This window comes from Streptomyces sp. NPDC058664 (assembly GCF_042716635.1).
Taxonomy (GTDB): domain Bacteria; phylum Actinomycetota; class Actinomycetes; order Streptomycetales; family Streptomycetaceae; genus Streptomyces.
In genome coordinates this window covers 46,005-64,305 of sequence record NZ_JBHXRW010000027.1, presented here as the reverse complement: position 1 = coordinate 64,305, position 18,301 = coordinate 46,005, and the positions used below count along the sequence as shown (strand labels likewise).

Sequence of the window (18,301 nt, the reverse complement as noted above, 5' to 3'; positions counted from 1 at the left end):
GTGCTTGCAAGAGTCGCCACCCCTGCCGCCCCCTACCGCCTCCCCCGAGCCCGTCCCCGTGCCAGCATGGGCGCGAAGCCAACAGGGAGGCCGAGCATGGGAGTTGGACGCATCCGGCGGGGCGTGCCGTACCTCGCAGAGGACGGGGACCGGGTCGGGGACCGGGTCGAAAACTGGGTCGGGCTCGGCGGGGCGGGTGAGCCGGCGTGGTGAGCCCCAGGCGGCGCGCGGAGGTCCTCGACGAGACGGGCGGCCCGGCGCCCCGCCGTTTCTCCGGTCCCGCGACCGGGGACGAGCGGCGGATGCTCGCCGGGTTCCTGGCGGACCAGCGCGCGACCCTGGTCCTGAAGTGCGCCGGTCTGACAGGGGCGCGGGAAGGGGAGTTGACCCGGCGGTCCGTCGAGCCGTCCACCCTGTCCCTGCTCGGCCTGGTCCGACACCTCACCGATGTCGAACGCCGCTGGTTCCAGCAGGTACTGGCCGGCCGTGACGACGCCGGCCCGCTCTGGTCCTCCGCCGAGGACCCGGACGGCGACTTCGACGGCGCCGCGCCCGGCCCGGCCTCCGTCGCCGCCGCCTGGGAGGCCTGGCGGGCGGCGGTGGACTTCGCCGAACGCTTCGCGGCCGAGGCCCCGGACCTCGACGTCTCGGGCCGCGACGGCTGGCGCGGTGAGGTGTCCCTCCGCTGGGTCCTGATCCACATGATCGAGGAGTACGCCCGCCACAACGGCCACGCGGACCTCCTGCGGGAACGGATCGACGGCGCCCGGGGCCTCTGAGGCCCCCGCTACGACAACAGCGCCTCAGCCGCCCAGGCGGCGAGCGTCTCGTAGTCCGCTTCCGTGAGCCCACGGGCGGGGTCCACCCGGTGGAGCAGCGCCCGGCCGGGGTGGTGGGCGGCGACCCAGTCGCGGTCGGCGGGCCCGATCTCGTCGTCCACCCAGGCGAACGGCCGCCCGTCCGCCCATGCCACGAGCGCCGCCGTCTTCCAGTGGAGCCCCGCCACCGGATCCGGCCCGTCGTCCGGCCACCGCACCAGGGGCAGCGGGGGCAGTCCGAGGCGCGGCGCGATCCAGGCGTTCGCGTCGTCCTCCCAGGTCGTCGCCCACACCAGCTCGTACGGCAGTGCCGCGAGCCGCGGCCCCTGCGCGGGGTCGAGCCGCGCGAGGAGCGGGCCCACGGACGGGGGTGGCGCGGGCGGGTACGTCGGGTACGCGCCGTCTCTCGCCCCGAAGGGAACCAGAGGTCCGTCGACGTCCAGGAAGAGCATCGGCGTCGTCATGCCTCCATGGTGCCCCTCGCCCGTCCGCTTCTCGATAATCCGCGACGGATCGATTCTCGTTACCCTGGCAGGCATGACAGCCATGGCCCCCGCCCGTACCGAGCCCGACCTCTCCTACCTCCTCGACCACACCAGCCACGTCCTGCGGACCCGGATGGCCGCCGAGCTCGGGGCGATCGGGCTCACGCCCCGGATGCACTGCGTCCTCGTCCACGCCCTGGAGGAGGAGCGCACCCAGGCGCAGCTCGCGGAGATCGGGGACATGGACAAGACGACCATGGTGGTCACCGTCGACGCCCTGGAGAAGGCCGGGCTCGCCGAGCGCCGGCCTTCGAGCACCGACCGGCGGGCTCGGATCATCGCCGTGACCGAGGCGGGGGCGAAGGTCGCCCGGGAGAGCCAGAGGATCGTCGACGGGGTGCATCAGGGCGCACTCTCCTCCCTCCCGGAGGACGAGCGGACCGTCCTCCTCCGGGCCCTGAACCGGCTGGTCACCGGCCATCTGGAGACCCCCGTCGAGGGCCCGAAGGCGGCCCGCCGGGCGCGGCAGCGCGCCTAGGGCGCGCCCGAAGGCGTCCCGGAGGGCACGATCGGCTTGCGTAGGTCGTCGCGGATCTCGCTGGTCTCCGCCGCCGCCCGTTCGAGCTCGCCGCTCGGGTAGAACGCGACCGCGACGGTGGTGTTGGCGTCACCCCAGCCGCACACGGTCTCCTGGTCCACCGTCGTACAGCGGAACTCGACGTCCGAGCCGGGGACGCTGATCGTTCTGGGCTCATCGACGACGTTCTCGCTGCCTGTCGCCGTCATGGCTTCGATCAGGGCGTCCCGGTCCTCCTCCGGGTTCTTGTACCGGCCGGAAGAGCCGTACACCTTCACCGTCCGGGACATGGGGGGCGTGTCGCGGTCGGTGCTGGTGACGGTGTAGTCGGCGGTGAAGTGCGTGGAATCCCTCCGGCTTTCGCTGTCCGGTTGTGGGTCCGGAGGGAGGCGGTGCTCGATGTCCCACCCGTACGCGCCTCCCACTATCGACTCGGGGATGACGATCTCGTGCGTGGCCTTGGGAAAGGAATCGTCCGAGCCCGAGCCCACGGACGCGTAGAGGCCGTAGCCCGCGCCACCGAGCGCGATCAGGGCTCCGGCCACGCCCGCCACGAGGGTTCCCGCGCGCTTCCTCTCCGGCGGCGCGTCCACGGGCCGAGGCCCGGCGGACGACACGGCGGCAACGGTCTCGGCACCGGCGATGCCCCCGTCGAACGGCGCGGCGGCCGACCCCGCGATCGACCCGGCGGCCGGTGTCGGCCCGGCAGGCGCGGGTGACACGGCCTGGGCGGCGGGCAAGGTCGGCGGGTGCGCGGCCGTATCCGTGCCCGTGGGTCCCGGAGCCGTCGCGCCCGGAGCGGCGTCCAGAACCGTGCCCGGCGTCGTGCTCGGCGCCGTGTCCGGCGCGAACAGGTCCAGCAGTTCCCGGGGCGTCGGCCTGGCCGCCGGGTCCTTGGCCAGACAGGCGGCGACCACCGGGCGCATGCCCGAGGGCAGGGCGGACAGGTCCGGCGGCTCGTGCACGGCCCGGTACATCAGTGCCATCGGGGTGCCCTCCCCGAACGCACGGCCTCCGGCCGCCGCGACGAGGACCGCGCCCAGCGCGAACACATCCGCCGGCCCGCCGACCTCGAGGCCCTGGGCCTGCTCCGGGGCCAGGAAGCCAGGGGTTCCGAAGGCCGCTCCGGTGGACGTCAGCCGGGTCGACTCCAGGGCCCGGGCGATACCGAAGTCCAATACGCGCGGGCCGTCGTCGGCCATGATGATGTTGCCCGGCTTGAGGTCGCGGTGGATCAGACCGCAGCCGTGGATGGCCTGGAGCGCCTCCGCCAGCGCCGCGCCGAGCCGCCGCAGCCGGTCCTCGCCCATCGGGCCCCGTCGCGCGACAAGACCCGACAGCGTCGGCCCCGCGATGTACGCGGTCGCCAGCCAGGGCGCCGCCGCGTCCGGGTCGGCGTCGACGACCTGCGCCGTGTGGAACCCGCCGACCCTGCGGGCCGCGTCGACCTCGGCACGGAACCGGGCCCGGAAGTGCGGATCGACCGCCAGCTCGGGGCGGGCCACCTTCACGGCCACGGTACGTCCGCCCCGGGACCGCGCCAGGTACACCGTCCCCATGCCGCCCGCGCCCAGCTCACGCTCCACGACGTAGTCGCCGATGCGCTCCGGCAGGTCCCCGCCCACACCGCCCACCCCCAAGTCCCCTGCGGCACAACCCCGTTGGAATGCCGCCGATCAGTATGGCCGACCCGCACCCCGACCTTCGTTCCGTAAAAAATAGTCTGCAACAAAACCTTCTGCTAATGTCGTTCCTGTCGCCCCCTCGATCCTCGGACCCCACGAACAGGAGTGACCCCCATGCCCACACCCGCCCGCACCCGCCCCCTCTCCCCGCAGCTCGCCCTCGGCGTCCTCGCCACCGGCATGCTCATGACGATCCTCGACGGCAGCATCGTCACCGTCGCCATGCCCGCCATCCAGAGCGACCTCGGCTTCACCCCGGTCGGCCTCAGCTGGGTCGTCAACGCCTACCTCATCGCCTTCGGCTCGCTCCTCCTCCTCGCCGGCCGCCTCGGCGACCTGATCGGCCGCAAGCGGATGTTCCTCGCGGGCACCGGGGTCTTCACCGCCGCCTCCCTCCTCGCCGGGGTCGCCACCTCCCCCGGCGTCCTCATCGCCGCCCGCTTCCTCCAGGGCGTCGGCAGTGCGATGTCCTCGGCCGTCGGGCTCGGCATCCTCGTCACCCTCTTCACCGTTCCCCGCGAACGCGCCCGCGCCATCGCCGTGTTCAGCTTCACCGGCGCCGCCGGCGCCTCCCTCGGCCAGGTCCTCGGCGGTGTCCTCACCGACGCCCTCACCTGGAACTGGATCTTCTTCATCAACCTGCCCATCGGCGTCGCCACCGTCCTCGTCGCCCTCCGCGCGCTCCCCTCCGACCGCGGTCTCGGGCTCGGGGCGGGCGCCGACGTCATCGGCGCGGCCCTCGTCACCACCGGGCTCATGACCGGCATCTACGCGGTCGTCAAGATCGAGGAGTACGGGGCGGGTTCGGCGCACACCCTCGGCCTCGGGGCCCTCGCGCTCGCCCTCCTGGCCGGGTTCCTGCTCCGCCAGGCGAAGGCCGCGAACCCGCTCATGCCGCTGCGGATCCTCCGCTCGCGCAGCGTCTCCGGCGCCAACGCCGTCCAGATGCTGATGGTCGCCGCGCTCTTCTCCTTCCAGATCCTCGTCGCCCTCTACCTGCAGAAGGTCCTCGGTTACGGGGCCGCCGGGACCGGCCTCGCGATGCTGCCCGCCGCGGCCGTCATCGGCGCCGTCTCGCTCGGTGCCTCCGCCCGCCTCATCGCCCGCTTCGGCGAGCGGAACGTCCTGCTCACCGGCCTCCTCCTGCTCGTCGGCGTCCTCGGTCTGCTGACCCGCGTCCCCGTCGACGCCTCGTACGTCACCGACCTGCTGCCCGTGATGCTGCTCGCCGCCGGCTTCGGCCTGGCGCTCCCGGCCCTCACCTCGCTCGCCATGTCGGGCGCCGACGAGGCGGACGCGGGCCTGGCCTCCGGCCTGTTCAACACCACCCAGCAGATCGGCATGGCACTCGGCGTCGCGGTCCTCTCCACCCTGGCCGCCACCCGCACCGAGTCGCTCACCGCGGCCGGCCGGCCCGCCGCCGAGGCCCTGACCGGCGGATACCACCTGGCCTTCGGCGTCGGCGCGGGTCTCCTGCTCGTCGCCCTGGCCGTCGCCTTCACCGTGCTGCGCCGTCCGGCCGCCACCGGCCCCACGGGGACGGCCGGGCTGCCGGAGCCCACCAGGACCCTCACCACCCACTGAGGAGCACGACCACCGAGGAGCGCGTCCGCCCCCGAGACCCCGCAGCCACAGCAGCACCGGCCCGCCCGCCCCGAACCCCAGCAGGCACCCCCGCCGGCACCTGCCCCGAGGCACCACAGCCACTGGCACCCGCCCCCGTCACCCCTCGGACGCCCCCACCGGACTCCGCCCCAGCCACTCCGGGAGCTCCCCCGCGTGCACCAGCGTCAGCCGCGACACGGCCCGGGTGAGCACCACGTACAGCCGGTTCGCCCCGCGCGCCTCGGCCGCCACGATCGCGGCCGGTTCGACCACCACGACATGGTCGAACTCCAGGCCTTTGACGGCCGTCGCCGGAAGCACGCTCACCCGCTCCCCCGCCCCGCAGCCGCGGACCGCCTCCCCCACCGGCCCGGCCAGGGCGTCGGCGGTGATCACCCCGACCGATCCCTCCGCCGTGAGCGCGTGGCGCACGGCCTCGCGGGTCGCGGCGAGGAGGTCCGTCGTCCGGTGGGCCGTCACCTCGCCGTCCGCGCGGACGGACCGCCCCGCCGGCACGTCGGCGCCCAGGTGCGGAAGGAGCCGGTTGGCGAGGTCCACGATCGCGGCCGGCACCCGGTAGCCGAGGGTCAGCGGCACCACCGGCGCCTCCGCCTTGCCCAGGTGGGCCAGTTGCTCCCGCCAGGAGCGGGCGGCCCACGGGGTGGTGCCCTGGGCGAGGTCCCCGAGGACGGTGAGCGAGCCGAAGGCGGTGCGGCGGGCGATGGCCCGGCACTGCATGGGCGAGAGGTCCTGGGCCTCGTCGACGACGACGTGGCCGTAGCTCTCGGGGCGCTCGATCAGCCCGGCGAGCTCGTCGAGGAGGACGAGGTCGGCGGCGGTCCAGCGCGCCGAGCGGTACGAACGCGGCGGCCGGTCCCAGCGGATCGCCGCCCGCTCGGCCGCCGTCAGGGCGGGGTCGGACGGGTCCGCGAGGACACCCGCGAGAACCTCCTCCGGGCTCGTCCTCGGCCAGCACGCGTCGAGGAACGCCGTCACCGCCCGCGCCCGTTCGATCCGCCGCGCCCAGGCCGCGCCCATCGGCCCCGACCGGCGCTCGGCCCGGAGCTGAAGGGCCCGTACGACCCGGGCGCGGACCCGTTCGCGGCCCGTCGCGTAGGGCGGTGCCTCCTCCCGTACGGCCGTGACGATCTCGGCGAGCAGGCCGGCCGGCAGCCGCCAGTGGTACGAGCCGTCGGGGACGGCGAGGTCCTCCGCCGGGGCCGGGTCGACCCTGCCGTACAGCGCACGGTGCAGGACTTCCGCCATCCGGGCGTCGTGTTTGACCAGGGCCGCCGCCTCGCCGTCCTCGGCCCGCACGGGGTGGCGGGCGATCTCCTCGTCGAGGGTGGCCTGGCGGATGCCGGTCTCGCCGAGCGCGGGCAGCACCTCGGAGATGTACGAGAGGAAGGCACGGTGGGGGCCGAGGACGAGGAGGCCGGAGCGGCGGATCCGCTGCGGATGGGTGTAGAGGAGGTACGCGGCCCGGTGCAGGCCCACGGCGGTCTTGCCGGTGCCGGGCGCGCCCTGCACGCACAGGGAGGCGGCCGGGTCGGAGCGTACGAGGTCGTCCTGTTCGGGCTGGATGGTGGCGGCGATGTCCCGCATGGGCCCCACCCGGGGGCGTTCGATCTCCCCGGCGAGGAGGGCACTGACCGTCACCGCCCCGCCGGCCGTGAGGCGTTCGTCCTCCAGGGCGGTCAGGTCCTCCGACGCGCCCCCGCTGTACGGGGCCCAGCCGAAGCGGCGGCGCCGGACGACGCCCTGCGGGTCGTGGGCGCCCGCCTGGTAGTAGGCGCGGGAGACGGGGGCGCGCCAGTCGACGACGAGCGGCGGAGCGGCGGGTTCCTCGGCGATCCGGCGGCGGCCGATGTGGTGGGTCTGGCCGTCCTCGCGGTCGAGGCGCCCGAAGAACAGCGGTCCCGGAGGCTGCTCCCCCATCTCCTTGGCGCGGCTGCGGAGGTGGTACCCGAGGGCTTCGGCGTCGGCGCCGGACGCGGCGACGTCCTCGCCGGTGACGACCTGTCCGGCGACGTCCTCGGTCATACGGGTCAGGGCGGCGCGGCAGGCGTCGTGGTGGGAGCGTTCGCGGGCGAGCTCAAGGTCCAGTGACGTCATTCCGGCAAGCCTAACGGAAATAGTTACTGGGTTACGTTTTTAACTTGTCTACGGCATCCCGGGTCCTGGAGGGAGGGCCTCAGTACGGAAGCCCCTCCCGCAACGCGCGGAACGCCACCTCCGTCGCCGCCACCGCGTCCGCCTCCACCGCCTCGGCCGTCTCCCCGCCCGCGATCCGGGCCGTGTTCTCGTCCGCGAGGACCCGCAGCACGGTCACGATCTGCCCGGCGGCGAGCCGCGCGACCAGCCGGCCGGCACCCCCGGGCGCGTCGGCGGCGAGCGCGTCCGCGAGCGCCGCCTCCGACCTCACGCGGTACGCGTGGAGCCGGGCGACCAGGGCCGGCGTGCCGTACAGGAGCCGGAGGTACGCCAGGACCGCCGGATGGTCGCAGAGCCCGGTGACCGGATCGCGCCGGGCGAGCCCGTCGAGCAGGTGCGCGTGCAGCGCGTCGAGCGGCGCGGTACCGGCACGGCGCCCGGCGGCCACCACGCGCGCCGCCTCGTCCTCGTGGTCGGCGAAGCGGTGGAGGACCAGGTCCTCCTTGGCCGGGAAGTAGCGGAAGAGAGTCGGCTTCGACACCTCGGCGGCGGCGGCCACCTCCGCGACCGACACCGCGTCGAAGCCCCGCTCGAGGAAGAGCGCGACGGCCGCGTCCGAGAGCGCCTGCCGGGTGCGCTCCTTCTTCCGCTCGCGCAGGCCGGGGGACGACGCGCCGGAGCCCCGCAGGCCCGGGCCCCGCGTCACGAGGCACGCCCCTCGACCAGCACCGCGACCCCGTCGAGCAGCCGGGCGAGACCGAAGCGGAACTCGGCCTCGGGCTCGTCGGCGACGTCCATCACGCCCGAGTCGAGCAGCCGCGCCACCTCCGGGTACCGCTCCGGGTCGGCGAGCCGTCGCAGGGTCCGGCCGTAGCGGGAGAGGACCTCCTCGGGGCTCGCCCCGCCCGCCGCGATGACGGCCGCGAGGTCGGCCATGACCAGGGCGTCGTTCCGTACGAAACCGCCGAGCAGCATGGCCACCGAGACCTTGGCGCCCGCGTCGAGCCCGGTGCCGCCGAGGGCGACGAGGGCCTTCTCCCACCAGGCGACCAGGTTCGGGGTGGCGGGCGGCCCGGAGACGGGCATCCGCAGCATCCAGAGGTTGCGGTGGTAGACCTCGCGCAGCGCCCACGCCCAGGACTCCAGCGCCTCGCGCCAGTCGGCGCCGGGCGGGAAGAGCGCGGGCGGGGTGCCGGTCGCGGCCTCCTGCATCAGGACGTACAGCTCGCTCTTGGCGGAGACGTACCGGTAGAGCGACATCGTCGAGACGCCGAGCTCCTTGGCGACCCGGCCCATGGAGACGGCGCCGAGCCCCTCGGCCGAGGCGAGGGCGACGGCGGCGTCGACGATCCGGTCCAGGGTCAGGCCGGGCTTGGGGCCCTTCGAGGGGCGCTCCCGCAGCCCCCAGGCCGCCTCGATGCTCGGCGGCAGGAACGTCCCGCCGTCGCCGCGACCCCTGTCACCCTCGCCGTCCGCCATAACCCGCCGCCTCCCGGCACCTCGCACGCTTGACACCCATCCTAGTAATGCGTAAGCCTTACACAGTAGCGCGTATGGCATACGCAGTACGGGAATGGGGCCGTCCACGGGCCGCCACCGTCACTGCCCCGTCACTGCCGCCGTCACGGCCACCAGCACTCCCGTCACCACCGCCGTCACGCGATCCGTCCTCAGACCTCATGAGCCGAAGGAGCACGCCCATGGACCCGGCCGTCGAAGCCACCGGCCTGACCAAGACCTACGGAGACGTACGCGTCCTCGACGCCCTCGACCTCCACGTCCCCCACGGCACGGTCTTCGCCCTCCTCGGCCCCAACGGCGCCGGGAAGACCACCACCGTCCGCATCCTCGCCACCCTCACCACGCCCGACGCCGGCCACGCGCGCGTGGCCGGGCACGACGTCGTCACCGGGCGCTCCCGGGTCCGCCGGGCGATCAGCCTCACCGGACAGTTCGCCGCCGTCGACGAGACCCAGACCGGCGCCGAGAACCTGTGGACGGCGGCCCGGCTCTCCGGCCTGTCCCGTACCGCCGCCGCCCTGCGCACCGCCGAACTCCTCGAACGCTTCGGCCTCACCGAGGCCGGCACCCGGCTGACCAGGACCTACTCGGGCGGTATGCGCCGCCGCCTCGACCTCGCCGCCGGTCTCGTCCGCGACCCCGGCACGACCCGGGTGATGTTCCTCGACGAACCGACCACCGGCCTCGACCCGCGCAGCCGCCAGGAACTCTGGCAGGTGGTCCGCGAACTCTCCGCCGGCGGCACGACGGTCTTCCTGACCACCCAGTACCTGGAGGAGGCCGACCGCCTCGCCGACCGGATCGCCGTCCTCGGCAAGGGCCGCACCCTCGCCGAGGGCACCGCCGCCGAGCTGAAGGCCCGCTACGCCGCCCACCGGCTCGACCTCGTCGCCCACGACCCGGAGAGCTACCTGCGCCTCACCGCCCGAGCCGCCCGTACGGACCGCGCCACAGACCGCACCACGGACCCCACGACGGCCCACGACCCCGGGACCCGCACGCTCGGCGTCCCCACCGACGGCAGCGCCGCCCACGTCCGCGCGCTCCTCGACGACCTCGACCCCGAGCGCCGTGACATCGCCCGCTTCGCCCTGCACACGGCCACCCTCGACGACGTCTTCCTGACCCTCACCGCCTCCGACGAGAAGCCGAGCACCTCCGGCAAGGAGCCCAGCCGTGTCTGACACCCTCACCGCCACGAGCCGCCCCGCCACCGCGAGGCCGCTGACCGCCGCGAGCACCCTCGCCGGGCGCGGCATCCGCCTCAGCCGCCGCAACCTCGACGCCGTCATCACCTCGTTGATGATGCCGATCATGCTGATGCTGGTCTTCGTCTACTTCTTCGGCGGAGCCATCGACACCGGCACCCGTTACGTCACCTACGTCGTCCCCGGCGTCCTCGTCCTCTGCGCCGGGTTCGGCGCGGCCGGCACCGCCGTCTCCGTCAGCGAGGACATGCGACTCGGGGTCGTCGACCGCTTCCGCACGCTCGACATCGGCGGGACGCCGTTCCTCGCCGGGCACGTGGCCGCCGCCGTCACCCGCAACGCGCTCTCGACCGCCCTCGTCCTGGGCGTCGCCTTCCTCATCGGCTTCCGCCCCGCCGCGACGGCGGGCGGCTGGCTCGCGGCGATCGGCCTGCTGCTCGCCTACATCACCGTCGTCTCCTGGCTGTCGGCGGCCGTCGGGCTCGTCACCAGGACGGCGGAGGCGGCCGGAGCGGTCGCCTTCTTCGTCATGTTCCTGCCGTACCCCAGCAGCGCGTTCGTACCGATCGACACCATGCCGAGCTGGCTGCACGGCTTCGCCGAACACCAGCCGGTGACCCCGCTGATCGAGTCGATGCGCGGCCTGCTGCTCGACCAGCCGGTCGGGAACTCCCCCTGGATCGCCCTGGGCTGGTGCGCGGCCCTGTTCGCGGTCGCGGTCGCGGCCACCGGATTCCTCTTCCGCCTCCGCACCCGCTGACGGCCGACCCCGGAGGACGTCAGAAGATGTCGGGCGAGAACGGCCGCAGCGGGGTACGGAACAGCAGGTCGGCGCGGGCGGCGGCGCCCGCCGTCAGCTCCTCGACCCGCCCGAGCCGGTGGAGCCGTACCGCCGACTCGTCACCGAAGGCCAGCGTGCCCAACTCGGCGATGTCGAAGGCGAGATCGGCGGACCCGTCGGTACGGGAGCAGGAGACGCCGTCCGGGGAGGCGTCGAGCCGGTAGCGCCCGCCGGCGAGCCCGTCCCCGTCCCGCAGGTCGAGCACGAGACCGTCCGTCACCGGGTACGTCCGGCTCTCCAGGACCCGGACGACGTCCAGGACCCGCACCCACAGCATGTCCACGTACGTCAGCGTCCTGGCGGCGCGCGGGTCGGGGAGCAGCATCGGCAGCGGGTCGTCGGGTGCCCGGTAGCCCGAACGGACCGTGCTGACCCAGTCGATGGAGCACAGGTAGTGCCAGAGGGCGCGCTCGGCGGCCGGGGTGAAGGCGATCAGGTCCCGTACGGTCACGGTGTTCAACGGCTGCTTGGCGTCGTCCCACTTGTCGTCGGCCGTGTAGGACACGAAGCCCTCGACCTCGCCGGACTCCGCGCGGTACAGCGCGTAGTACGGCTCGCGCCACGGCTCGGTGTGCACGCCGAGGCCGGTGCCGACGTCCCAGCCGCGCGGAAGGCGGTCGGTGACCCCGGCACGGACTCCGGCGAGACGCCGGTGCACCTCGGGGCCGACCTTGCGGATCTCCTCGGCGTCGGTCAGATCGATCCGGCCGCCGTCCTCCGGCCGGCCCGAGCGGCGCGGGTCGAGCCCGGCCCGGCGCAGGTCCACGCTCCACTCGGTGGTCCAGCTCGCCGCGCCGAAGCCGAACCGCCCGTAGATCGGGTACTCGGCGGCGATCAGGGTGGCGATCGCGTCGCCCCGCTCCTTCGCGGCGGCCAGGTCGGCGGTCATCATGCGGCTGAGCAGCCCGCGCCTGCGGTGCGTCGGGGAGACGGTGACCTGGGTGATCGCGTCGGCGGTGAGGCTGCCGCCGCCGACCGTGCTGACCTCCTGCCGGAACGACCGGAAGGTGGCGACGACCCGGTCCCGGTCGAAGGCCCCGAGCGTCCGCGCGAGGTCGACGTGCGGCAGCCGGTCGGCGATCTCCGCGTCCGTCACGACGGGCGGATTGAGGAATCCGGTGCGCAGGGCCCGCTGCCAGTCGGGGAACTCGGACTCCGCCACCACGCGTACGTCGACAGTCATCCCTCGACCCTACGCACGGCCCCGGCGCACCCGCACCCGAGTTTCCCCTGCCCTCCCCGGCGCACCCGCACCCGGGTTCCCCTGCCCTGTCCGGCACACCCGCACCCGGGTTCCCCCTGCCCTTCCCGGCTCACGCCAGCAGGTCGTCGACCTGCGCCTCGCCCTCCCGGTAGCGGCGGGCGATCTCCGCGCTGCAGTCGTCGGCGGTCCGCTGGAGGTGCTGCCGGCGCCGGGAGACCTGCTGCTCGTACCCCGCGAGCCGCCCCATCGCCGTGTGCAGTTCCTCGTCCGTACGGGCCGTCAGGTCCGACAGCTCGACCTCCGACAGCATCTCGGCCGCGAGCCGCCGGTACTCCTCGCTCCGTGGCGTCGACAGCGTCACGTGCCGGGCGGAACTGCGGTGCCGCGAGGGCACGTCGGCGAGGATCTCGGAGAGCCGGTCGAGGACCGGGGCCTCCGGATCGGTCCGCCGCGCCAGCTCGGCCCGCAGGATGTCGATCCGGCCCTGGAGCATCCGCCGGACGTAGCTCAGGTCGGCCTCGTCGCTCTGCGCCTCCCGGCGCAGCGCCCGCAGCTCGGGAAGGCGCAGGGCGCCGAGGTCCGGCTGCGCCCGCTCGGGCAGGGCGGGCTCGGCGGAGCGTTGTACGGGTGGGCGCGTGGCCGGGCCTCCACCCGGTCCACCGCCCCTGGTTCCGGCGCGGATCAGCGGTACGGGGCCGGACGGCGTCGGCCCGGTGCCAGGTGCACTCATGAGAATCGTCCCCTCGACCGGTGCGGAGCCGCACCGCCTGACACGCATGGTGCCACTCCTGCCCGCGCGCGTGCAGGCGCTCTGCACCCGTTCGGCCCCTCGTCCACCGGCCTGCGGGCGGCTCGGTAGGTTGGAGCGCATGCGTGCAGTGGTGCAGAGGGTCGACGGCGCGAGCGTCGTCGTCGCAGGGGAGACCGTCGGTGAGATCAAGGGCGAGGGGCTGTGCGTCCTGGTGGGGGTGACCCATGACGACACCCCGGAGAAGGCCGCCCAATTGGCCAGAAAGCTCTGGTCCGTCCGGGTGCTGAACGACGAGAAGTCGTGCTCGGACGTGAACGCGCCGCTGCTCGTGATCTCTCAGTTCACGCTCTACGGAGACGCCCGCAAGGGCCGCCGCCCCACCTGGAACGCCGCCGCGCCCGGCCCCGTCGCCGAACCCCTCGTGGACGAGGTCGTGCGCCGGCTGCGCGAGCTGGGCGCCCACGTGGAGACGGGCCGGTTCGGAGCGTCGATGCGGGTCTCGCTCACGAACGACGGCCCGTTCACGGTACTGATCGAGGTGTGACCCCGACGGGCCGGCGTCCCCTACGGCTCGACTACGGCTCGACCCGTCCTACGGCTCGACCCGTCCTACGGCTCGACCACGGTCTCCTGGGCCGCCGCCGTCGTCCCGACGATCAGCGGCGCGTCCACGGGCACGTTCCGCTTCACCAGGGCCAGGGCGATCGGGCCCAGCTCGTGGTGGCGGACGGAACTCGTCACGAAGCCCAGCTGCCGGCCCTCCTCGCCGTCGGCCGCGAGCCGCACCGGGGTGCCGTGCCCCGGCAGCAGCACCTCGCTGCCGTCCAGGTGCAGGAAGACCAGGCGGCGCGGCGGCTTCCCCAGGTTCTGCACCCGGGCGACGGTCTCCTGCCCCCGGTAGCAGCCCTTCTGCAGGTGGACGGCGCTGCCGATGAGACCGATCTCGTGCGGGATGGTCCGGTGGTCGGTCTCGAAACCGAGCCGGGGCCGGTGCGCCTCGACGCGCAGCGCCTCGTACGCGAGGATCCCGGCGGCCGGCCCGTGCGAGGCGGCGAAGGACTCCAGGTCCGCCCGGGGCAGGAACAGGTCGCGGCCGTGCGGGGTCTCCCGTACGACGGCGCCTTCGGGCACCTCGGCGATGGAACCGGCCGGGAGGTGGACGACCGCGATGTCGTCCGTACGGTCGGCGACCTCCACCCGGTAGAAGAACTTCATCGACTCCAGGTACGCGACGAGCTCCTCCCGCGTCCCCGGCTCGACGTGCGCCCACACCGTCTCGCCGTCGTCGACGAGGTACAGGGCGTGCTCGATGTGCCCGTTCGCGGAGAGGATCAGCGCCTCGGTCGCCCGGCCCGCCGGCAGGTCGGTCATGTGCTGGGTGACGAGCAGGTGCAGCCAGCTCAGCCGGTCGTCACCGGTGACCGTGACGACGCCACGGTGCGAGAGGTCGACGAAACCGTGGCCGCCGGCGAGGGAGCGCTGCTCACGGAACAGGTCGCCGTAGTGCGCGGCGACCCCTTCGTCGCGGCCTTCGGCGGCGACGGCACCGGGCAGGGACAGCAGAGGGCTCTTCATGAGGGAAAGCCTACGACTCCGCGTCGGCGGCCTTCCCGGCGCAGTCGCCGCAGCGCCCGAAGATGGCGAAGTGCTTCATGTCCGTCTCGAACCCGAAGGTCTCGCGGAGCTTCCCGGTGAACTCGGCGGCCACCTCGACGTCCGCCTCGATCACCCCGGAGCAGTCCCGGCAGACCAGGTGCAGATGGTGGTGCCGGTCGGCGAGGTGGTACGTCGGAGCCCCGTGCCCCAGATGGGCGTGGCTCACCAGGCCGAGCTCCTCCAGGAGCTCCAGGGTCCGGTAGACGGTGGAGATGTTCACGCCCGACGCGGTCCTGCGGACCTCGACGAGGATGTCGTCGGGCGTCGCGTGCTCCAGCGCGTCGACGGCCTCCAGGACAAGCTGGCGCTGCGGCGTCAGCCGATAGCCGCGCTGCCGCAGGTCGCTCTTCCAGTCGGTGCTCACCACGCCCTCCAGTGTAGGAGGGCGCGGTGCGCCGCCCCCGGGCTTTCTAGCGGAAGAAGGCGATGCCGTCGTCCGGCATGTCGGGCAGGTTGCGGGCCATCTCCGCGACCTCCTCCGGCGTCACGACCTTCTTCAGGTGCGCCGACATGTACGGCCGCAGCGGGACCTCCGGGGTCGCCTTCTCGCCCACCCACATGAGGTCGCTCTTGACGTAGCCGTAGAGGCGCTTGCCGCCGGAGTACGGGCCCGAGGCCGCCGTCCTGGCGACGGCGTCCGTCGCCAGGTCGATCTGCGGCTTCTGGTCGGCGAGCTCGCCGTACCAGATCTCGACGATGCCCTGGTCACGCACCATGACGACCTCGACCTTGCGGTTCTTGTCGATGCGCCAGTAGCCGCTCTCGCTCTCCAGCGGACGGACCTTGTTGCCCTCGTTGTCCAGGACCCACGAGGCGGACGTGTACGCGAGGAAGTCCCGGCCGTCGTGGCTGAACGTCACGGACTGGCCGAAGTTGCACTTCTCGGCGCCGGGGAAGTCGGAGACGCCCGCGCCCTCCCACGTGCCGAGCAGGAACGCGAGGGGGACGAGGTCCGGGTTGAGGTCGGACGGGATCTCGATCATGAGCAGCTCTGGCGTTCTCTAGAAGTGGTTAGCGCTGACCCTGGTACAGCTTCTTCACAGCCAGTCCGGTGAAGGCGAGCACGCCGACGGCGACCAGGACCAGCAAGATTTCGAAGAAAATGATCACAGGGTGCTCCTCGACTGAGCGGTGAAGGCGGAACGGGCCGGACCCCAGCTTAGTGGGCGGGGGTCCGGCCCACTCGGTGAGGTGGGTCTCGCGCGGCGGGCCTAGCCGAGCAGCTGCGCCTGGAGGGCGACGGTCTGCTGGAACGGCACGGTCAGCGCCTCGCCCTTGCGGGTCTGGGCGACCAGCGCGAGCGTGTCACCGGCCTGGATGTACGCCCAGCGGGTGTGCTCGGGGCCGCGCGGCTTCCGCTCGTCGAAGGCGTACACCGAGAGGGAGGGAACCCGGATGTCCTGCGTGGACTCGTCCAGCGTCTCGCCGTCGACACCGTCCGGGAGCCTGCTGCCGCGGGTGCCCGTGTCCAGGACGTCGTCCTTGAACGCCTCCGCGAACGCCACCGACGAGAACCGCAGCAGGTACACCCGGGTGGCCGTACCGTCCGGAGTCGTCCAGCCGCGGGCGGCGATGTGCCGCAGGGCGGAGTCGGCCAGGGCCTCCTTCACCGCGACCCGGTCGTCGGCGTAGAAGTGGGTGAGGTACGTGTCGAGGCCGATCCAGCCGCCGTTCAGCCTGGGGTCGACCTTGGCACCCTCCGGAGCCGGCAGTACGAGCTTCCGCAGGTCGGCGTGGTGGATCTCGCCGTCGTTGCCGGCGGTGAACGGGCGCTGGACCCCCTCGGGCAGCGCCGGAAGGGCGAGCTTCGGGTAGGTCCAGCGGCCGTCGGACTCGGTCGCGAGACCGGGCACCTCGTGGCGGTCCATGGCGGTGATCCCCATGGCCGCGCCGGTCCCGACACCGCCGCACACGAGCACGGCGGCGGTCCACCGGGCGATGCCCCACAGCAGGGGGCGCCGTGACTTCTTCGGCGCGGGCGCGGGTACGGACGCGGGCGCGGGCCCGTTCTCGGGAGCGGCCTGGGGCTGGGGCGCGGGCTTCGGCTCGATCGGGGCCTCGGCCTCGGTCTGGGTCTGGGTCTGCTCGGTCATACGTACTCCCCCGGGGACTCGATGTGGTCGAGCTGCTTCTTGAGCAGGTCCGCCACGGCCGCCCGGTCGAACGGCTTGGCGCCCGCCGCGGTGACCGCGACCATGACCTCGGAGTCGTAGGCGATGCAGACCATGCCGTCCAGCTGCTCGTCCCGCTCCTTCTTCTTCAGCGTCTTGTCCTCGGGCACCAGGTAGCAGACGGCGTTCCTGTGGTCCTTCACCTTGGGTCCCTTCGGGAACTCCAGGGCGTCCAGGACGTCCTTGCGCAGGAGGAAGCTGTCCTTGATCTGCTTCTTGTTCTTCATCCGGGTGATCTGGACGTCGACGACGGCGGCGTCGCTCAGGTCGGCGAAGGAACGGACCGCGATGCCCTGGATACCGAGCCGGTCGACCGCCTTCTCGTACGAGCGCCGCTTCTTGCCGGAGAGTCCTTCGCCCGACTGCTTCATCAGGGCGACGGCCTCCTTCTCGCCGAGTTCGCCGTCGTTCCCGTACAGCTCGTGGTCGGGGCCGAGCTCGTACCCGTCCGGCACGGGCAGCAGCAGCTTGCTCAGCGGCGTCCCGGACTTGCCGCGCACGGCGGTCTCGGCCGGGTCCTTGTCGTGGTCGGTCGGCTCGTTCGGGGCCCACACCTCCGTCGGCGCGGTCCGGTCGGCGGCGGACACGGTGACGGCGGTGTAGGTGATGCCGCCGCCGGCCACGCCGAGGACGAGTACGGCGGGCAGCACGATCCCGAGCAGGACGCGGCGCGCGCGCTTCTTCGTCGTCGGCTGCTCGACGGGCACGGCCTCGTCGGCGGGTACGGTCACGTCGGCGGGTACGGTCACGTCGGCGGGTACGGTCACGTCGTTCCGGTCCTCACTCACAGGCGCCCCAGCTGCCGCTCGGCCAGCGAACGGATGTCCTTCTCCGAGATCTTCTTCGTGTCGACGATGAAGATCTCGACCGCGATGTCACCGCGGTGGAAGTAGGCCCTGGCCTCGTAGAAGTCCATGTAGCCGGCCTCCTTCTGCACGGGGAAGACGTAGTAGCGGCCGTCGGCGGAGCCCTCGAGGGCCTCTCCCTCACTGTCCGCGTAGTCCTCTTCGGGCATGTAACCCTGCTGGTCCTCGACGTGGTCCTGCGCGCCGATTTCGTCGCCGGGGCGGTACTGGACCAGGCGGATCTCGCTCACCCGGTTCTCGCCCGTCCGCCAGGACGTGACCGCGACGCGCCGGATCCCCAGATCCAGCTGGTAGCTCAGCGCGTCCCCGGACCGTTCGAATCGGGAGGCGAACGTGGAGGCCGACATCCAGCCGTCCCTGTCCCCGAACTCGGGCGTCTTCGCACCCGCGGGCTTCGGCACCAGCAGCTTCCGCAGGTCGCCCTGCGCCTTCGCCTGAAGGTCCTCCGAGGCGGGGAGCGGATCCGGCTCCTGGCCCTTCGGGAGGGGCTTCGGGTAGGCGAGGCCCGGCTGGTTGAGGGCCGGGAGCGGGGTCGGCTCGCGGTCGGCCTGGATGCCGTAGCCGACGGCGGTGCCGCCGACGAGGCCGAGGACGGCGGCGACGGCTATCAGACCGACCGTACGGAGGGCACGACGGCGCGGCCGCGCGACCGGCGGTGTGTCCGGAGACACATCGGGTGCCTCGCCCCGCGAGTCGACCGGAGGGACGGTTTCCGCCCCGGTCTCCGGCTCCGGCGGCGGTGCCGTTTCCGGATTTTGG

The 18,301-nt window shown here is 73.3% G+C and carries 18 protein-coding genes and 1 pseudogene; 6 read left to right on the top strand and 13 right to left on the bottom strand.

Annotated elements, in window-relative coordinates:
- The first annotated feature begins 206 nt into the window (after positions 1–206).
- On the top strand, positions 207–779 hold the full coding sequence (locus ACFWUY_RS22550) for a DinB family protein (RefSeq protein WP_384111552.1): 573 nt from the start codon (positions 207–209) through the stop codon (positions 777–779).
- An 8-nt stretch (positions 780–787) separates the two neighbouring features.
- Here the strand turns inward: ACFWUY_RS22550 and ACFWUY_RS22545 are convergent, their stop codons facing one another.
- Positions 788–1,282, bottom strand: coding sequence for a hypothetical protein (locus ACFWUY_RS22545; RefSeq protein WP_384111549.1), 495 nt, complete (start codon positions 1,280–1,282; stop codon positions 788–790).
- Positions 1,283–1,355: 73 nt separating this feature from the next.
- Between ACFWUY_RS22545 and ACFWUY_RS22540 the strand changes: the two genes are divergently transcribed.
- Positions 1,356–1,841, top strand: coding sequence for a MarR family winged helix-turn-helix transcriptional regulator (locus ACFWUY_RS22540; protein WP_384111546.1), 486 nt, complete (start codon positions 1,356–1,358; stop codon positions 1,839–1,841).
- A gap of 865 nt (positions 1,842–2,706) precedes the next feature.
- On the opposite strand, the pseudogene ACFWUY_RS22535 reads toward ACFWUY_RS22540, so the two are convergent.
- Positions 2,707–3,439: pseudogene (locus ACFWUY_RS22535) on the bottom strand (serine/threonine-protein kinase); the annotation flags it as partial.
- A 240-nt stretch (positions 3,440–3,679) separates the two neighbouring features.
- Here ACFWUY_RS22535 and ACFWUY_RS22530 point away from each other — a divergent pair.
- The gene (locus ACFWUY_RS22530; protein ID WP_384111543.1) at positions 3,680–5,149 is read left to right on the top strand and encodes an MFS transporter; all 1,470 of its coding nucleotides are present in this window, start codon (positions 3,680–3,682) and stop codon (positions 5,147–5,149) included.
- Between the two features lie 138 nt (positions 5,150–5,287).
- On the opposite strand, the gene ACFWUY_RS22525 is transcribed toward ACFWUY_RS22530, so the two are convergent.
- From ACFWUY_RS22525 to ACFWUY_RS22515, 3 genes are all read right to left on the bottom strand, one after another.
- On the bottom strand, positions 5,288–7,285 hold the full coding sequence (locus ACFWUY_RS22525; protein WP_384111539.1) for a HelD family protein: 1,998 nt from the start codon (positions 7,283–7,285) through the stop codon (positions 5,288–5,290).
- Between the two features lie 79 nt (positions 7,286–7,364).
- Positions 7,365–8,030 carry a TetR family transcriptional regulator gene (locus ACFWUY_RS22520; protein WP_384111534.1) on the bottom strand — a complete coding sequence of 222 codons (666 nt, stop codon included), beginning with the start codon at positions 8,028–8,030 and terminating at the stop codon, positions 7,365–7,367.
- Entirely contained in the window at positions 8,027–8,803 is a 777-nt protein-coding gene (locus ACFWUY_RS22515) for a TetR/AcrR family transcriptional regulator (RefSeq protein WP_384111531.1), read from the bottom strand. The genes ACFWUY_RS22520 and ACFWUY_RS22515 overlap by 4 nt, the downstream gene beginning before the upstream one ends.
- Positions 8,804–9,024: 221 nt before the next feature.
- Between ACFWUY_RS22515 and ACFWUY_RS22510 the strand changes: the two genes are divergently transcribed.
- Positions 9,025–10,029, top strand: a complete 1,005-nt coding sequence (locus tag ACFWUY_RS22510; protein ID WP_384111528.1) for an ABC transporter ATP-binding protein — start codon at positions 9,025–9,027, stop codon at positions 10,027–10,029.
- 40 nt (positions 10,030–10,069) lie between these two features.
- A complete protein-coding gene (locus ACFWUY_RS22505; protein WP_384111699.1) occupies positions 10,070–10,813 on the top strand; it encodes an ABC transporter permease in 744 nt (247 codons plus the stop codon).
- Between the two features lie 19 nt (positions 10,814–10,832).
- Here the strand turns inward: ACFWUY_RS22505 and ACFWUY_RS22500 are convergent, their stop codons facing one another.
- Both ACFWUY_RS22500 and ACFWUY_RS22495 read right to left on the bottom strand, forming a co-directional pair.
- Positions 10,833–12,077: a GNAT family N-acetyltransferase gene (locus ACFWUY_RS22500; RefSeq protein WP_384111525.1), complete on the bottom strand. Its 1,245-nt coding sequence runs from the start codon at positions 12,075–12,077 to the stop codon at positions 10,833–10,835.
- A gap of 130 nt (positions 12,078–12,207) precedes the next feature.
- Positions 12,208–12,828: an ABC transporter substrate-binding protein gene (locus tag ACFWUY_RS22495; protein ID WP_384111522.1), complete on the bottom strand. Its 621-nt coding sequence runs from the start codon at positions 12,826–12,828 to the stop codon at positions 12,208–12,210.
- Between the two features lie 139 nt (positions 12,829–12,967).
- Between ACFWUY_RS22495 and dtd the strand changes: the two genes are divergently transcribed.
- Positions 12,968–13,393, top strand: coding sequence for a D-aminoacyl-tRNA deacylase (gene dtd, locus ACFWUY_RS22490; RefSeq protein WP_384111519.1), 426 nt, complete (start codon positions 12,968–12,970; stop codon positions 13,391–13,393).
- A gap of 65 nt (positions 13,394–13,458) precedes the next feature.
- Here the strand turns inward: dtd and ACFWUY_RS22485 are convergent, their stop codons facing one another.
- From ACFWUY_RS22485 to ACFWUY_RS22460, 6 genes are all read right to left on the bottom strand, one after another.
- The gene (locus tag ACFWUY_RS22485; protein WP_384111516.1) at positions 13,459–14,424 is read right to left on the bottom strand and encodes a YgfZ/GcvT domain-containing protein; all 966 of its coding nucleotides are present in this window, start codon (positions 14,422–14,424) and stop codon (positions 13,459–13,461) included.
- Positions 14,425–14,434: 10 nt separating this feature from the next.
- Positions 14,435–14,872, bottom strand: coding sequence for a Fur family transcriptional regulator (locus tag ACFWUY_RS22480; RefSeq protein WP_384111513.1), 438 nt, complete (start codon positions 14,870–14,872; stop codon positions 14,435–14,437).
- A gap of 43 nt (positions 14,873–14,915) precedes the next feature.
- Positions 14,916–15,488 (bottom strand): FABP family protein, encoded by a 573-nt coding sequence (locus tag ACFWUY_RS22475; RefSeq protein ID WP_384111510.1) that lies wholly within the window; start codon positions 15,486–15,488, stop codon positions 14,916–14,918.
- 228 nt (positions 15,489–15,716) lie between these two features.
- A complete protein-coding gene (locus ACFWUY_RS22470; RefSeq protein WP_384111507.1) occupies positions 15,717–16,598 on the bottom strand; it encodes a hypothetical protein in 882 nt (293 codons plus the stop codon).
- Positions 16,595–17,443 (bottom strand): hypothetical protein, encoded by an 849-nt coding sequence (locus ACFWUY_RS22465; RefSeq protein ID WP_384111504.1) that lies wholly within the window; start codon positions 17,441–17,443, stop codon positions 16,595–16,597. The genes ACFWUY_RS22470 and ACFWUY_RS22465 overlap by 4 nt, the downstream gene beginning before the upstream one ends.
- Positions 17,444–17,460: 17 nt before the next feature.
- On the bottom strand, positions 17,461–18,213 hold the full coding sequence (locus tag ACFWUY_RS22460; RefSeq protein WP_384111500.1) for a hypothetical protein: 753 nt from the start codon (positions 18,211–18,213) through the stop codon (positions 17,461–17,463).
- Positions 18,214–18,301: the final 88 nt, after the last annotated feature.

What these genes read in the sequence shown, in the direction of transcription:
- ACFWUY_RS22545 (WP_384111549.1), bottom strand. Translation starts at nt 1,282, where the DNA reads ATGACGACGCCGATGCTCTTCCTGGACGTCGACGGACCTCTGGTTCCC.
- ACFWUY_RS22540 (WP_384111546.1), top strand. Translation starts at nt 1,356, where the DNA reads ATGACAGCCATGGCCCCCGCCCGTACCGAGCCCGACCTCTCCTACCTC.
- ACFWUY_RS22530 (WP_384111543.1), top strand. Translation starts at nt 3,680, where the DNA reads ATGCCCACACCCGCCCGCACCCGCCCCCTCTCCCCGCAGCTCGCCCTC.
- ACFWUY_RS22525 (WP_384111539.1), bottom strand. Translation starts at nt 7,285, where the DNA reads ATGACGTCACTGGACCTTGAGCTCGCCCGCGAACGCTCCCACCACGAC.
- ACFWUY_RS22515 (WP_384111531.1), bottom strand. Translation starts at nt 8,803, where the DNA reads ATGGCGGACGGCGAGGGTGACAGGGGTCGCGGCGACGGCGGGACGTTC.
- ACFWUY_RS22510 (WP_384111528.1), top strand. Translation starts at nt 9,025, where the DNA reads ATGGACCCGGCCGTCGAAGCCACCGGCCTGACCAAGACCTACGGAGAC.
- ACFWUY_RS22500 (WP_384111525.1), bottom strand. Translation starts at nt 12,077, where the DNA reads ATGACTGTCGACGTACGCGTGGTGGCGGAGTCCGAGTTCCCCGACTGG.
- ACFWUY_RS22495 (WP_384111522.1), bottom strand. Translation starts at nt 12,828, where the DNA reads ATGAGTGCACCTGGCACCGGGCCGACGCCGTCCGGCCCCGTACCGCTG.
- dtd (WP_384111519.1), top strand. Translation starts at nt 12,968, where the DNA reads ATGCGTGCAGTGGTGCAGAGGGTCGACGGCGCGAGCGTCGTCGTCGCA.
- ACFWUY_RS22485 (WP_384111516.1), bottom strand. Translation starts at nt 14,424, where the DNA reads ATGAAGAGCCCTCTGCTGTCCCTGCCCGGTGCCGTCGCCGCCGAAGGC.
- ACFWUY_RS22475 (WP_384111510.1), bottom strand. Translation starts at nt 15,488, where the DNA reads ATGATCGAGATCCCGTCCGACCTCAACCCGGACCTCGTCCCCCTCGCG.
- ACFWUY_RS22470 (WP_384111507.1), bottom strand. Translation starts at nt 16,598, where the DNA reads ATGACCGAGCAGACCCAGACCCAGACCGAGGCCGAGGCCCCGATCGAG.